12 protein-coding genes are annotated in these 13,915 nt (G+C 70.9%); 6 read left to right on the forward strand and 6 right to left on the reverse strand.

Translation table 11 applies throughout. The features are described 5' to 3' along the window. Positions 1-76: 76 nt before the first annotated feature. Both O7631_RS15050 and O7631_RS15055 read left to right on the forward strand, forming a co-directional pair. The gene (locus O7631_RS15050) at positions 77-484 is read left to right on the forward strand and encodes an SCP2 sterol-binding domain-containing protein (protein ID WP_278144786.1); all 408 of its coding nucleotides are present in this window, start codon (positions 77-79) and stop codon (positions 482-484) included. Further along, positions 481-2,544 carry a glycogen debranching N-terminal domain-containing protein gene (locus O7631_RS15055; protein WP_278144787.1) on the forward strand — a complete coding sequence of 688 codons (2,064 nt, stop codon included), beginning with the start codon at positions 481-483 and terminating at the stop codon, positions 2,542-2,544. Before O7631_RS15050 ends, O7631_RS15055 begins: the two co-directional genes overlap by 4 nt. Positions 2,545-2,563: 19 nt before the next feature. On the opposite strand, the gene O7631_RS15060 is transcribed toward O7631_RS15055, so the two are convergent. Further along, a complete protein-coding gene (locus O7631_RS15060; RefSeq protein ID WP_278144788.1) occupies positions 2,564-3,067 on the reverse strand; it encodes a DinB family protein in 504 nt (167 codons plus the stop codon). 125 nt (positions 3,068-3,192) lie between these two features. Here O7631_RS15060 and O7631_RS15065 point away from each other — a divergent pair, with 125 nt between their 5' ends. Next, positions 3,193-4,104, forward strand: coding sequence for a DUF72 domain-containing protein (locus O7631_RS15065; protein ID WP_278144789.1), 912 nt, complete (start codon positions 3,193-3,195; stop codon positions 4,102-4,104). Between the two features lie 18 nt (positions 4,105-4,122). Here O7631_RS15065 and O7631_RS15070 read toward each other — a convergent pair whose 3' ends face one another. After that, positions 4,123-4,617: a hypothetical protein gene (locus O7631_RS15070; RefSeq protein WP_278144790.1), complete on the reverse strand. Its 495-nt coding sequence runs from the start codon at positions 4,615-4,617 to the stop codon at positions 4,123-4,125. Between the two features lie 73 nt (positions 4,618-4,690). Continuing rightward, positions 4,691-5,320, reverse strand: coding sequence for a hypothetical protein (locus O7631_RS15075; RefSeq protein ID WP_036412220.1), 630 nt, complete (start codon positions 5,318-5,320; stop codon positions 4,691-4,693). 196 nt (positions 5,321-5,516) lie between these two features. On the opposite strand from O7631_RS15075, the gene O7631_RS15080 reads away from it, so the two are divergent. Further along, on the forward strand, positions 5,517-5,687 hold the full coding sequence (locus tag O7631_RS15080) for a hypothetical protein (RefSeq protein WP_167524891.1): 171 nt from the start codon (positions 5,517-5,519) through the stop codon (positions 5,685-5,687). 42 nt (positions 5,688-5,729) lie between these two features. Here O7631_RS15080 and O7631_RS15085 read toward each other — a convergent pair whose 3' ends face one another. From O7631_RS15085 to O7631_RS15095, 3 genes are all read right to left on the reverse strand, one after another. Beyond that, on the reverse strand, positions 5,730-6,593 hold the full coding sequence (locus tag O7631_RS15085; RefSeq protein WP_278144791.1) for an alpha/beta fold hydrolase: 864 nt from the start codon (positions 6,591-6,593) through the stop codon (positions 5,730-5,732). 103 nt (positions 6,594-6,696) lie between these two features. Beyond that, on the reverse strand, positions 6,697-7,953 hold the full coding sequence (locus tag O7631_RS15090; RefSeq protein ID WP_278144792.1) for a hypothetical protein: 1,257 nt from the start codon (positions 7,951-7,953) through the stop codon (positions 6,697-6,699). A 160-nt stretch (positions 7,954-8,113) separates the two neighbouring features. Next, on the reverse strand, positions 8,114-8,842 hold the full coding sequence (locus O7631_RS15095) for a hypothetical protein (protein ID WP_278144793.1): 729 nt from the start codon (positions 8,840-8,842) through the stop codon (positions 8,114-8,116). A gap of 252 nt (positions 8,843-9,094) precedes the next feature. Between O7631_RS15095 and O7631_RS15100 the strand changes: the two genes are divergently transcribed. Together O7631_RS15100 and O7631_RS15105 are read left to right on the forward strand one after the other, a co-directional pair. Beyond that, on the forward strand, positions 9,095-11,152 hold the full coding sequence (locus tag O7631_RS15100) for a DNA topoisomerase IV subunit B (protein WP_278144794.1): 2,058 nt from the start codon (positions 9,095-9,097) through the stop codon (positions 11,150-11,152). Between the two features lie 32 nt (positions 11,153-11,184). Beyond that, positions 11,185-13,668, forward strand: a complete 2,484-nt coding sequence (locus O7631_RS15105) for a DNA topoisomerase IV subunit A (RefSeq protein WP_278144795.1) — start codon at positions 11,185-11,187, stop codon at positions 13,666-13,668. The last annotated feature ends 247 nt before the right edge of the window (positions 13,669-13,915 follow it).

The raw sequence follows: 13,915 nt of genomic DNA on the forward strand, positions 1-13,915 counted from the left end.
GCCTCACCCGTTTCGGGTGAACCGTCCTCACCCGCGCGCGGGCGATCCTGCGGAGAACCGTGGGGGAGGGGACCCGATGGACGCGACGGCGGAGCAGTACCTGCAACAGCTGGACGACGGTCGGCGCCCCGACCTGCCGGAGACCACAGCGGGAACGCTGCGGCTGGACGTGCGCGGCGACGGCTGCACCGACCACTGGTACCTGCGCCTCTCCGACCAGCACGTCCAGGTGACCCGCTCGGACGACGACGCCGACCTGGTGGTCCGCGCCGACCGCCGGGTGTTCGACAGCATGGTCAACGGTGAGCTGCATCCCGGCGCGGCGATGCTGCGCAACGAGCTGACGATGCAGGGGGACATGCGCCTGCTGCTGGTGCTGCGGCGAATCTTCGCGGGGCCGGCCGGCGCCCGCCACCCTCGGGAACTGGGTCGGGCCGCTCTGGCCGCTCGGCCCGCGACGGCCGCTCGGGAGGGTCGATCGTGAAGCAGGAACTGCTGCACGTCATCGCCGGCAACGTGTTCGCCAACAGCGACGCCCAGGGCGACATCGAGGCCGACGCGCGCACGCCCGTCGGCCTGTTCGCGTACGACACGCGTTTTCTGTCCCACTGGGTGCTCACGATCGACGGCGAACGGATCAACGCGCTGTCCCGCGACGACATGACGTACTTCGAGACCCGGTTCTTCCTGGTCCCGGGCGCGGCGAGCCACTACGTCGACGCCGACGTGTCGATCATCCGGCACCGCTCGATCCACGACTGCATGCACGAGAAGATCACGGTGCTCAACCACTCGGCAGAGCCGGCCGAGTTCACCGTGCGAGTGGAGATGGGCAGCGACTTCACCGACATCGCCGAGATCGGCCACCTCCGGCGGCGGGTCGTCGAGGTCACCCCGGACTCGGCCAACCGCCAGCTCGTGCTGCGCTACCAGCGGCAACGGTTCGTCCGCCAGACCACAGTGCAGAGCACTGTCCCGGTCGAGGTGGACGAGGAGGGAATGACGTTCCGGATCCGGGTCGCCCCGGACGGCAAGTGGGAGACCGACCTGCACATCGCCATGAACATGGGCGGCGAGGGCGGCCAGGACGTACGCGCCTCCCTGGAGTCGCACCAGCGGGCCGTGCAGGGCGGGATGCGCGAGGACCTGGCGAACTGGATGGAGCAGGCCCCGACGCTGGTCGCCGAACGCGACGGGTTGGAGGAGATGTACTCCGGTGCCTTGGCCGACCTGGCGGCACTGCGGTACAAACCGTGGTCGTCCCCCGAGCGGGTGCCGATCGCCGGTCTCCCGTGGACGATGTGGTTGTGCGGACGGCACAGCATCATCACCTGCCTGCAGACGATGGCGTTCACCCCCGAGCTGACCCCCGCGACGCTGCGGATGCTGGCGTTCCTCCAGGGTGCTCAACTCGACGACGACCTGGACGAGGAGCCGGGCAAGATCCTGGCCCACCTCCGCTACGGCGAGTCCGGCGCGTTCGGTGACCGGGCGAACGCGTTGTACTACGGCGCGGCGGACACCACCCCGCTCTTCGTGATCCTGCTCGACGAGTACGAGCGCTGGTCCGGTGATGCGGCCCTGGTGCACGAGCTGCGCCAACCGGCCCGCATGGCGCTGGACTGGATCGACGAGTACGGCGACCTGACCGGCGACGGCTACGTGCGCTACCAGCGCCGCAACGAGCGCAACGGCGCGGTCAACCAGTGTTGGAAGGACACGCCGGACGCGATCACCGATGCGCACGGCCACCAACCGGCCCTTCCCCGCGCCACCTGCGAGTTGCAGGGCTACGCGTACGACGCGAAGAGGCGTGGCGCTCGGTTGGCGCGGCACTTCTGGGGCGACCCCGCGTACGCCGACCGGCTGGAACGGGAGGCCGCAGCGCTCAAGGAGCGCTTCAACCGGGACTTCTGGCTGCCACACCAGGAGTACTACGCATTGGCGCTCGACCCGTACGGCGAGCCGGTCGACGCGCTGTCGTCCAACATGGGGCACCTGTTGTGGAGCGGGATCGTCGCGGACCACCATGCCGAGGCCGTCGCCGAACACCTGGTCGGGTCGCGGTTGTTCGGCGGTTGGGGCGTGCGGACCTTCGCCACCGGGCAGCGTCCGTACAACCCCATGGGGTCACACCTGGGCGCGGTGTGGCCGGCGGACAACGCCCTGATCGCCGCCGGATTGCGCCGCTACCGGTTCGACGCCCAGGCGGCCACGATCACGGCCGGGATCTTCGACATGGCGCACACCCTCGGTGGGGCCGTGCCGGAGATGATCGCCGGCCACGATCGTTCTCTGACGAAGTATCCCGTCCAGTTGCCGGCCGCCGGTCGTCCGCAGGCGTGGTCGTCAGGGGCGCTGCTGATGCTGCTGGGCACCATGCTGGGGTTGCGACCCACAGGTGACAACCTGCTGGTCAACCCTGCCGTGCCGGAGGGCTTCGGTCGGCTGGAGCTGCTCGACGTCCCGGGCCGTTGGGGTCGCTCCGACGCCTACGCCAGGGACCGGACCACGGCGCACCGGTCCGGTGCCCGCCTGCGCTGAGCGCCCGGGTGACCGCCTGTCAGCCCATCGTCCGGGCGCCGTCGATCGACTCCCGCAGGATGTCGGCGTGCCCCGCGTGCTGGGAGGTCTCGGCGATCAGGTGCAGCAACACCCGCCGAACCGTCCAACTCGCACCCGGCTCGAACCAGGGCGCCTGCGGCAGTGGGTGCGCCGCGTCCAGGTCGAGGGTGGTGAGCAGCTCGTCGGTGTGGTCAGCCACCTCCTGGAAGCGCTCGACCAGCTCGGCCAGGGTCTCGCCCGGCGCCATCCGGAACTGACCGACCCAGTCGATCTCGGCGCGCTCCATCTCCTCCGCGCCGCCCACCGCGAAGAGCATCCAGCGGTGCTCGACGTTGGTCACGTGCTTGACGAGGCCACCGAGGCAGAGCTCGCTGGCGGTGGGGCGGGCCGCCGCCTGCTCGTCGGTGAGCCCATTGACGGTGTGCAGGAGGAAACCCCGATGCTTGCGCAACGTCTGTAGCAGGTCGGCTCGCTCACCGGTGAGCTGCTCGGTGCTGGTCATGGCGCCATCCCTCGTCGCTGTGCGGTCGACTTCGGTGTCACCGTAGGACGAGGCACCGACACTTCCCGGCCCCGACACCCGCCCAGCGGTTGCCGATCCACGTCAGTGGCTGTCCACTGAACGACATGGGTGTCATTCAGGTGGGCACGTCGTCCTGGGCGGACCAGTCGTTGCTGCGCTCCGGGTGGTACCCGCGCTCGGCCAGCACGCCGGCCCGCCGCCTGGGCTTCTACGCCAGCCGTTTTCCACTGGTCGAGGTGGACACGTCCTACTACGCGGTTCCGGTGCCCGAGACCACGCACGGTTGGGTCGACGCCACCCCGGACGACTTCACGTTCGACGTCAAGGCCTTCAGCCTCTTCACCGGCCACCCGACGCCGGTCGCGGCGCTGCCCCGGGACCTACGCCCGGCCGCCGGCCCGAGCCGGATCCGCCGACGTGACCTGCCGCCACAGGCGTACGACGAGCTGTGGGCCCGTTTCCGCGCGGCCCTCGACCCGATCGCGGCGGCCGGCAAGCTCGGCGCGGTGATGTTGCAGTTTCCGCCGTGGCTGGTGCGCAGCGCCGCCGCCGAGCGTCGGATCGTGGAGCTGGCGCAGCGCTGCCGGCCGTGGCGGGTCGGCGTGGAGCTGCGGCACCGGTCCTGGTTCGACGGCCCGGCGACACCGGACACTCTGGACCTGCTGCGCGAACACGACCTGTCCCTGGTCTGCGTGGACATGCCGCAGGGGCACCCGTCGTCGGTGCCGCCGATCCTGACCACCACGGCGCAGCCGGCGATCGTCCGGTTCCACGGCCACAGCGAGGCCTGGGGCGGTGGCGACAAGCAGGAGAAGTTCCGGTACGCGTACGCCGACGACGAGCTCGCGCACTGGGCCGGGCTGCTGGCCGAGTTGGCCGCCGACGCGGACGACCTGCACGTGCTGTTCAACAACTGCTGCGCCGGCCAGGCACAGCGCGACGCCACCCGGCTGGCGCAACTGCTGACCGAGACGATGATCGACGACCGGGAGCGGGCCACGTCGGCCACCGGCTGACGGCCTCCGACGCTCGGCTCAGGAGCGCCGGCCCCGGGTGCGCAACGCGTCCTGTGTCGAGTCGCCGATGTCGGCGTCGTCGGGGAAGGTCCGTCCGCTGGGCGCCGGGTCGGGTGGTGCGCCCGGTCCGGCCATCGGTGTACGGGTTGGTTCCACCGAGCCGAAGCCGTGCCGTCCGGCCCTGTCGCGTCGGCCTGCCGGTGCGCCCGCGCGTCGTTCCCCGCGCCGTCCCCCGGGCACCGCGGTCTCCTCGCTGCCCTCGTCCATCGGCGAGTCCTCGTCGGTGCCCCAGGGTGCGTCGGCGTCGAAACCGTCGCCGGTGCCCCACGGCTTCACCGCCTCCGGCTCCAGCCGGTCGTTGTCGCCGCGTCCGCTGTCCGCCGCCATGGCCACCCCGCTCGTCGGTCCGCCGCCGTCGGCGGACGATGTGCCGTCCCTACGCGTCCGCCGGTAGCGGCGGACCGGCGGGACGCTGTGCCGTCGTGCGCGTCCGCGCGGGCGATCGTCGGTCACGCCGACGAGCCCGCGTAGGGCCGGAGAGTGTCCCGCCGTCGAGCTGGCGGCGGGACGCCCACCGGCCCGACGTTCAGCGTCCGGCCATCGCCATCGGCCGCTTGCCGTTGCTCATCCCGGCCATCTTGATCATGCTCTTCGAGGCGCCCTTCATCCCACCGGCCCGGCCGAGCATCCCCCGGAACACCTGCCCCGGCTTCTGCTGCTCGCCCATGTAGGCGGTGACCACCACCAGGGTCCCGGTCAACGCCGGAATGGCCCACTGGAGCAGCTTCATCTGTCGCTGCGAGGAGGCCACGCTCGCCGGCGTCTGGTGGTTCGGCTCGGTCGCGCCGCTCACCGACGGGCCACCGGCCTTCTCCAACCGCATGCCGACCAGTCGGCTGTAGCCGGTCACCGCCAGCGCGCCGATCGTCAACGCGGTCTTGATGGCGCTGGCCCGGCCTACACCGGACTGAGCCGCCATCCGTGGGCTCTCGGTCACCAGTTCGCCGACCGCACCGGCCAGGTGGGCGCCGATCGCCGCCGCGTTGACCGGGGTCCACTTGGACCAACCCGCCGACGCGACCGGGAGTCGCTGAGTCGAGTCGCTGATCTTCGCCGCCGCTCCGTTGACGCCGAAGGCACCCATGAGGGAGCCGCCGAACCAGGCCGCCAGGCCCAGATCGTGCATCGAACGCAGTGCGGTGTGCCGTTCGGACATGTGATCCCCTTCCGCCGTGTCGGGCGGTGCGGCTTACCCGCCGCTCGGGTGGCTAACCCCGCCCCGGGCGGGCCGATCCACGTCGTACCGGCAGGTGGGGGACGTTGCGGGCGTCGGCGGGTCGCCTCGCCCCGGCAGGAGTCCTTCCCGCGATGGCGGGTACCTCCGCAAGCGACGCCGACGAGAGGGGAACGCGATGTCGCAGCCGGACGAGAGCCGGGAGAAGACCCCCAAAACAGACGCCGTGCTCATGCACCCCGACAACGACCCGCACCGGAACACGGCGGAGGTCGCGCCACGAAAGGACCACGCCGCGATCCAGGTGGAGCGCGACGACGAACTGGTGCCACTGGACCAGGACGAGTGAGCCGCCCGGCCGGGTCGTCGCACGGCGACCGGCCGGCACGTCTCAGCGGGGCGGCAGGTCGCCGACGAACTCGGCGATCCGCCGCGCCAGCGACGCACCGGCCCGGACCCAGGTGAAGTGGTCCAGTGGCGCGCCGGCCTGCTCCACTGTGTAGCGTTCCCGGGTCACCGGAGCGCCGGTGAGCTTCGCGCAGAGATAGTCCATGGTCTCGTGCGGGGTGAACTGGTCGTCGTCCACGCTGACGGCGAGCACCGGAGTTCGCACCGCGCGTACCGCCGCCTCGGTGTCCGTGCCGTCGAGGCGCGGGAATCGGCCGGTCCGCGCGGTGTGGGCCCAGTCGCGGATGACGCCGCGTGCCTGCCGGCCGCCGAATCCCCACCCCGGCCAGACCCCCAGCAGCGCCGCGGTGGCGGCGATCCCCTGGGTGTACGGCAGCACGCCGAGGCCCCGGGGGCCCGGGTAGCTCCGCCAGTACGGGATGCCGACAGCGATCAACGCCAGCCCGTCCACCTCGTCGCCACCGTGCAGGGCCAGATGCAGCAGCGCGGCCTGCCCGCCGAGGGAGTGCCCGACCAGCAGCCGCCGGCGTCCGTCCAGTCGTGGCTTGAGCGCCGCCAGGACGGCGTCGACGTCAGCGGCCAACTCCGCGTAGCCGTACCGGTCGGCCCGGCTCGGCGCGGGGGTGCTCGTGCCGGTGCCGCGCAGGTCGGCGACGACCACGGTCAGCCCGGCGGCGCGCAGTTGGGCGGCGAAGGGCCGGTAGTAGCGGGCGCGGACCCCCATCGCGGGCCAGATCACGACCACCGGCGCATCCCTCGTACCGGGCGGATCCGGATAGACCTGCACACCCAGTCGACCACCGTCGACGTCGACGAACTCCTGCGCGTACTCCGGGTCCCCGTTCATCGGCCCAGCTTACGACCCGACGTTACCGGCGGGTAGCCCTCGGCGGTCGGACGCGGCGGAGGGCCCCGCCTGGCGACGGAGCCCTCGCCGATGGTGAGCCGGCTCAGGAGACGGAGATCGTCCCGTTGCTGGACCGTACGCAGGCCACCGACCGTGCGCCGGTGGTGGCGGCGCCGCTCAGGCACTGGCCGAGCACCTGGTGCCCGGTGGCGTTCGGGTGCCACGACTCCTGGCAGGTCTGGAAGTAACTCACGCAGGTGTTGGCGATCCGCTGGATCGCGATCTTGTCCTTGCCGGCGAGGCTGGTGACGAAGGTGCCGGTCGCGCCGTCCTGGAGCCGGATCGGAGTCGCCAGCGCGCCCGACGGGCTGCTGGTCTGCTCACACAGCCGGGCGCCGTTGAAGGCCTGCTGCACGTTCAGGTACACCAGGTCGTCGCCCGGGAACTCGGCGGCCAGAGTGTCCCGGGTGGACTTCACGATGGTGCCCAGGCCCTGCGAGAAGCGGTGACCGGGGGCGAGGCTGGCCCGGTGGATCGGGCAGCCGGCCGCGTACCGCTCGGCACCCAGGTCACGGAACTTGTCCCGGGTGTCGTCACGGCTGTCCTCCTCGTGGAACTGCGGGTTCAGGTCCAGCGGCAGCGGGTTCGTGTAGTCCTGGAACACCACCCGGTGCTGGCCGTCCGCGTCCACCTGGTCCAGGGTGGTCAGGATCTGGCGTACCGCGGCGGTGGTCTCCGCGGTCGCGGCGCTGAGCTGCGCGGCGGTGGCCAGGTCGGCGTCGCTGCACGGCTTCTGCTCCACCGGGCCGTTCAGGTACGCCCAGAACTCCCACCAGCCGGTCCACGCGTCGGCGATGAAGCGGTTGGCGCACTTCTCCGCGACGCTGCCGAACGTGAACGAGCTGTTGTTGGAGCCCAGGCCGATCAGCACCAGGTCGATGTCCTGGGTCTGCGCGACGGCGCGGAGCTGGTCGAGCTGCGCGGCGACGGTACGACCGTTGGTGCGCGCCTGCGACGCGTTGGCGATGTCGTGTGGCTGGCCGCCGGAGCAGGCCAGGTTGAACCGGTTCTGGATGCCCGGCAGGTTGGCCTGGTTGAGCGAGGCGTTCGCCGAGCGGTGGCAGAAGAACGCGTTGTTGTTCGCCGCCGTCCAACCGGGGAAGCCCTGCGTGACCCCGTTGGCGTCGACCACCGGGGTGTACGCCCCGGCGCCCTCGCCGCTGATGAAGCTGTCCCCGAGTGCCACCGCGGCGGTGGGCAGCGCGGCGGACGCCGGTGCGGGCAGCGCGACAGCTGTCGACAGCGCTGCCATGGCGATCGTCAGTCCCGCGGCGAGCGCGGTACGTCGGAACCTGGGCATGGGGCCCCCATCCATCGAAAGATGAAAGATTCTCTGAGAGCGAGATCACATCACCCTCGTGCAACGGGCGTCAATGGCCCGTAACAGATTCGTTCGATGAAAGACACGCACGAGAACGCGAGCCCGCCTCCCCGAGACGGACCCGCGTTCGGAAGCCGAACTAGCTGCCGGCCGTGCCGCTGCGACGCTTCAACGCCGCCGCGCCGGCGACGTTCAGAGCGACACCCCACAGCAGCAGTACGCACAACCACTGCGCCCACCGCAGCAGGCTCATGTCCCCGGAGAGCAGATTGCGCACGCTGCCGAACGGGGTCAGCCACGGCTGCGCGGCCGGCACGCCGCTCAGCAGGGCGAACAGACCCAGCGGCAGCACGATCGTGGCGAGGAACGCGACCACCGTCGACCGCAGCAGCAGGCCCAGCCCGGTGCCGACCAGACCGGCGACGATCTGCACCAGCACGCTGCCCACCGCGACCGTCCCGGCGTGCCGCCACGGCTCGTCGGCGACGTCGGCCGGGGTGAGGGCCAGCGTCGCGGCGCAGATCAGCACGCCGGCGACGGCGATGACGACGGCCGGCAACCCCACCGCGAGCACACCGGGCAGCACCCGGACCGGGCCGGGCTGGGCCGGCGACCCCGGTCGGTTGCCGAGGTCGGCCCGCCCCCGGCGCAGGTCGCGGACGAGCAGGATGCCGAAGAGCGGCGTCACCACGGACATCAGGCTCTGCACGGTCTCGGAGAGCGCGACGAACGTCCGGTCGGCGGGATCCGCCGCCGCGACCAGCGCCACGGCGGCCAGCAGGCCCGCGAGCACCGTGCCGGCGAGCAGCCAGCGCCGGGCACGCGTGCCGAGGGAGCGCCGCAGAGCCGCACGTGTCGTCTCGTCCACCCCGACCGCCTCCTGACTCGTGCGCTCGATCGGCCGCGATCGTCGTGAGCGTACCGGCGACTGTCTCTCTGCGTGGTCCCATGATCACCCGGAGGCTGTTTCCTGGCTCACGTCCGCGCACCGACGCGCGGCGGGTCGCGCGGGGCCTCCGACAGTTGTCCTAGCCTCGGGCTAGGCTCGCTGCGGCGCGCCACGCCGGCTGATGTCGCCGGTGACCGGCTGCACACCGCCGAGACCGGGGAGTACGACCAGTTGACCGCAGAGCCTGACACCCTGTACGGGGCCGATGACCTCACCCACCTTGAGGGGCTGGACGCCGTCCGCAAGCGGCCCGGCATGTACATCGGCTCCACCGACAGCCGTGGCGTGGGTCACCTCGTCAACGAGATCCTCGACAACTCCACCGACGAGGGTGTCGCCGGTCACGCCAGCACCGTCGAGGTGATCCTGCACGCCGACGGCTCCGTGCAGGTCGACGACGACGGCCGGGGCATCCCCACCGACGTGCACGCCAAGTCCGGGATCTCCGGCGTCGAGCTGGTGCTCACCCGGCTGCACGCCGGCGGCAAGTTCGGCGGCTCCGGCTACAAGACCTCCGGTGGTCTGCACGGTGTGGGCGCCTCGGCGGTCAACGCGCTGTCGCGCCGGTTCGACGTGACGGTCCGCCGCGGCGGCAAGATCCACACGATGTCGTTCCGGCACGGTGTGCCGGGGATCTTCGACGGCGACGGCCCCGAAGCGCCCTTCACCGCCGGGCCCGGGCTCCAGGTCGTCGGCGCCGTGAAGCGCGGGCAGCGCACCGGCACCTCGATCCGCTGGTGGCACGACGCCCGCTACTTCGAGACCGGCGCCGCGCTCGACGTCGACGCGGTCCGCATGAAGCTGCGCAACACCGCGTTCCTGGTGCCCGGCGTGACGTACCTGCTGCGCGATCTGACCGGCGAGACGCCCGCCGAGGAGCGGTTCCACTACCCCAACGGGCTCAGTGACATGGTGGAGTTCCTCGCCCCGGCCGGCGACCGGCCGGTCTCCGGCACACTGCTGGTCAACGGCGAGGGCACCTACCGGGAGAACGCCGCCGACGCCAACGGCGTCATGCAGTCCAACGTGCAGCGCCGCGCCGAGGTCGAGGTGGCGTTCCGCTGGGGCACCGGCTACGAGCGCACCGTCGAATGCTTCACCAACACCATTCGCAACGCGCACGGCGGCACCCACCGCAAGGGCTTCGAGCGGGCCCTCGTCCGTTCCCTCGCCGACGCGGTCCGCAACACCCGCGGCCTGCTCAAGGCCAAGGAGGAGCCGCCCACCCTGGACGACGTCCTGGAGGGGATGACCGCGGTGGTGCACGTGCGCATCCCGGAGCCACAGTTCACCTCCCAGACCAAGGACGAGCTGTCCACCACCGGCATCACCAAGGTCATCCAGAGTCTGGTGGACGCCCACGTCAAGGCCTGGCTGGAGGACCGGCGCACCAAGGCCGAGGCGCGCACCGTCCTGCAGAAGATCGTCGACGCGGCCCGGGTCCGGCTCACGCAGAAGCAACAGAAGGACGCCGCCCGGCGCAAGACCGCCCTGGAGGGCGCGTCCATGCCGCCGAAGCTGGTCGACTGCCGCGCGACGGGCATCGACCGCAGTGAGCTGTTCATCGTGGAGGGTGACAGCGCCCTCGGGACGAGCCGCATGGCGCGCTCGTCGGAATACCAGGCCCTGCTGCCGATCCGGGGCAAGATCCTCAACGTGCAGAAGGCCAACCTCCAGCAGGTACTGGACAATGCCGAGTGCGCCGCCATCGTGCAGGTCCTCGGAGCCGGCTCGGGGCGCACGTTCGACCTCTCCGCGCTCCGCTACGGCCGGGTGCTGATCATGGCGGACGCGGACGTGGACGGTGCCCACATCCGTACGCTGCTGATCACGCTCTTCGCCCGCTACATGCGCCCGCTGATCGAGGCTGGTCGGCTCTATGCCGCGATGCCGCCCCTGCACAAGATCACCACCAAGGGGCGCAACCCGCAGACCGTCTACACCTACACCCAGGTCGAGATGGAGACGACGGTCCGCAAGCTGGAGAAGGCCGGCAAGCAGATCGTCACCCCCATCCCGCGCTTCAAGGGTCTCGGTGAGATGGACGCCGACGAGTTGTGGGACACCACGATGAACCCGGCCACCCGCGCCGTCCGCCGGATCACCCTCGACGACGTCGACGCCGCCGAGCGGATCCTCGAACTGCTGATGGGCGAGAAGGTCGAGCCGCGCCGCAACTGGCTGATCGACTCCGCCGACCGGGTCGACCGGGAAGCGATCGACGCATGATCACCTGTTGCGTTCTAGGGGAGAGCTGAGTCATGGCACGCCGCAAGGAAAACAAGGTCGACCTCTCCTCGTTCGACCAGGCCGGTGCCCGGGTCTTCGACAATCCGCTGGTCACCGAGGTCTCCGACTCCTACCTGGAGTACGCGTTCTCGGTCATCCACTCCCGCGCCCTGCCCGACGCCCGCGACGGCCTCAAGCCCGTGCACCGGCGCATCCTCTGGTCGATGTACGAGCAGGGCTATCGCCCCGACCGAGGGCACGTGAAGTCTGCCCGAATTGTCGGGGATACAATGGGTAAGTACCATCCGCACGGCGACACGGCGATCTACGACGCGATGGTCCGCCTCGCTCAGGACTTCTCCCTCAACGTGCCGCTCATCGACGGTCACGGCAACTTCGGTTCCCCCGACGACGGCCCGGCGGCCTCCCGTTACACCGAGGCCCGGATGTCCCGCGAGGCCATGCTGCTCGTCGGTGAGCTGGGCGAGGACACCGTCGACGTCGAGCCCAACTACGACGGCTCGCTGACCCAGCCGACGGTGCTGCCGGCGGCCTTCCCCAACCTGCTGGTCAACGGCGCGTCCGGGATCGCCGTCGGCATGGCCACCAACATGATCCCGCACAACCTCGCCGAGGTCGTCCAGGCCGCCCGTTGGCTGATCAACCACCCGGACGCCACCCTGGACAAACTCATGGAGTTCGTCCCCGGCCCCGACCTGCCCACCGGCGGCGTGCTGCTCGGCCTCGACGAGGTGCGCCGGGCGTACGAGACCGGGCGCGGCGTGGTGCGGATGCGCGGCAAGGTGGAGATCGGCCCGATCGAAGGCAGCCGGGGACGCCAGGCGATCACGGTGGTCGAGCTGCCCTACGGTGTCGGCGCGGAGAAGGTCATCGCGGCGATCACCAACGAGGTCACGAAGACCAAGCGGCTGACCGGCATCGCCGACGTCAAGGACCTCACCGACCGGGAGAGCGGCACCCGCCTCGTGGTGGAGTGCAAGGTGGGCGTCAACCCGCAGGCGCTGCTCGCCGACCTCTATCGGCTGACCCCGTTGGAGCAGTCGTTCGGCGTCAACAACCTGGTCCTGGTCGACGGGCAGCCGCGCACGCTGGGGCTGAAGGCGCTGCTGGAGGTCTTCCTGGCCCACCGGTACGAGGTGGTCACCCGCCGCACCACGTACCGCCGGCGGAAGCGTCAGGAGCGACTGCACCTGGTCGACGGTCTGCTGATCGCGCTGCTCGACATCGACGAGGTGGTCCGGCTGATCCGGGGCAGCGACGACGCGCAGGCCGCGAAGGACGGGCTGATGAGCCGGTTCGGTCTCTCCGACATCCAAGCCACCTACATCCTGGACACTCCGCTGCGCCGGTTGACCAAGTTCGATCGGATCGAGTTGGAGACCGAGCAGGAGCGGCTGCGCGCCGAGATCGCCGAGCTGAGCAAGATCCTCGACGACGAGCGGGTGCTCCGGAAGGTGGTCTCCGACGAGCTGGCGGCGGTGGTCAAGCAGTTCGGCACCGAACGGCGTACGACACTTGTCGACGGTGACCTGAAGGAGGTGCTGGCCGCGTCCGCACCGGCCGGCCCGCTGGAGGTCGCCGACGACCCCTGCCAGGTCATCCTGTCCGCGACCGGCCTGGTCGCCCGGACGGCGGCCGAGTCGGAGGAGAGCGCCGAGGGGCGTCGCCGCAACGGCCGGGTCAAGCACGACACGGTACGCGCGATCGTGCACTCCACCGCCCGTGGTCGGGTGCTGCTGCTGACCAGCGCGGGTCGGGCCTTCAAGGTCGACGTCCTGCCGCTGCCGGTGTTGCCCGAGCAGGCCGGCACCGTGTCGCTGCGGGGAGGCATGTCCGCGGCGGAGTTGGTGCCGCTGGAGGCGGGGGAGACCGTCGTCGGCCTGGCCCCGCTGGGCGGGCAGGCGGAGGGCTCACCGGGGCTGGCCCTGGGCACCCGGTTGGGCGTGGTGAAGATCTGCGCTCCGGAGTGGCCGGTGCGGTCCGACGAGTTCGAGGTGATCGGTCTTCGCGAGGGCGACGAGGTGGTTGGGGCGACCTGGCTGACCGACGGCAACGAGACGCTGACCTTCGTCACCTCGGACGCGGCACTGCTGCGCTTCTCCGCCGGGCTGGTCCGTCCGCAGGGCCTCAAGGGCGGTGGGATGGCCGGCATCAACCTGCCGACCGGGGCACGGGTGGTCTTCTTCGGGGCGGTGCGTACCGACGACCCGGGGCATGGCGAGCCGATGGTCGTCACCTCCACCGGGGCGACGGTCAAGGTGACGCCGTTCAAGGCGTACCCGGCGAAGGGCCGGGCGACCGGCGGCGTGCGCGCGCACCGCTTCCTCAAGGGTGAGACGGACGTGGCGGTTGCCTGGGTGGGTCCGCGCCCGGTCGGCGCGACCGGCACTGGTGAGCCGGTCGAACTGCCGGCGGCCGACCCTCGCCGCGACGGCTCCGGCTTCGCGGTGATGCTCGGTCCGACGGTGGTAGGCCACCTGATCGAACGCGACTGACCGCCCGGGGGGCGCGCCCCGCCGCAAGATCCGCGCAACTTCGGGGATGTTGCTGTCTCCGACGTGGCGCAGGCAGCACTTTCCCTGAACTTGTGCGGATCTTGGCGTTCGGGGAGGCATCATCGTGCTCGATCCTTGATCGGGCACGATCATGCGGAGGGGGCCGCGCGTTAGGATGAGGGTTCTGTTGTCGACGATGGCCCGGGTGCGCCGCCAAGCACCTCTCACATGAACTCTCTTGTGTCCG

This window comes from Micromonospora sp. WMMD967, from assembly GCF_029626165.1.
Taxonomy (GTDB): domain Bacteria; phylum Actinomycetota; class Actinomycetes; order Mycobacteriales; family Micromonosporaceae; genus Micromonospora; species Micromonospora taraxaci.